The organism is Vibrio sp. 03-59-1 (genome assembly GCF_013114135.1).
Classification (GTDB): domain Bacteria; phylum Pseudomonadota; class Gammaproteobacteria; order Enterobacterales; family Vibrionaceae; genus Vibrio; species Vibrio cortegadensis.
Genome location: NZ_VTYA01000081.1, coordinates 1 through 973 on the forward strand (window position 1 = coordinate 1; position 973 = coordinate 973).

General features: G+C 40.4%; 1 protein-coding gene. It reads right to left on the reverse strand.

Annotated features, from left to right (window positions below):
- Positions 1–216: 216 nt before the first annotated feature.
- Positions 217–849 (reverse strand): type B chloramphenicol O-acetyltransferase, encoded by a 633-nt coding sequence (catB, locus tag F0249_RS20020; protein WP_171757650.1) that lies wholly within the window; start codon positions 847–849, stop codon positions 217–219.
- Positions 850–973 lie beyond the last annotated feature (124 nt).

Consider the following 973-nt stretch of genomic DNA (forward strand, 5'->3'; position numbering starts at 1 on the left):
CCTTTTTGCAGTTACAACAGAAAGCTTTTGTTTCTTCAGAACCGTAAGTTTGAACCATTTCTACTACCTCGAAAATGCTAATTCACCACAGAGCAACTAACGCCCAATTAAGGTGCGACAACGCTATAAAACCTGAGCTAACCCATTGCGCCGTAAACACAAAATTTAAATCGAAGTGAACTCGCCAAGCGTTAGGAGTCACTCTTAAATTGTTTGTTAGAAGCGTACTAACGTTTTCCAATAATCATAAAGACCATCGATACTTGAAGAACACATTAAGCTCATAGCTCCCTTAACTTGTTCGTCGCTCCATTCCCACCACTTCATTTCTAACAACTTAGATATCTCAGCCTCTGTGAACCTGTAACGTATATGTTTGGCTGGGTTTGAGCCGACTATTGAATAAGGAGCGACATCTTTGGTAACGACTGCACGACTTGCGATAATTGCACCATCGCCGACAGATACACCACTCATAATCATGGCTTCAGTGCCAATCCATACATCATTACCAATAACCGTGTCACCCGAACGCTCAAAACCATCTTTAGCATCCGCGAAATTTTCATTGTCTTGATAGAAAAATGGAAATGTACTGACCCAGTTATTTTGATGCCCTTGATTCCCTGCCATCATAAACACCGCACCAGAACCAATTGAGCAGTAACTTCCGATAATTAACTTATCAATATCAGTTCTATCCGGTAGCAAGTAACGAGCACAATCATCGAAACTATGATTATGATAATAACCAGAATAGTAACTGTGTTCACCCACAATGATATTTGGGTTCGTAATTTGTTCTTTCAATAACTTACCCACAAAAGGGCATTCAAAATAGTTGTTCAACTTGATTCCTCTTGGAAGCTTATAGACATAATGACCCCCACGAGGTGCTAGCCTCCAATTTCGTGGGTTAGCTTAAAGCCAGAGCCATAATTAGTGTGTCAAACAGCTAAATTTGGAGACTAGC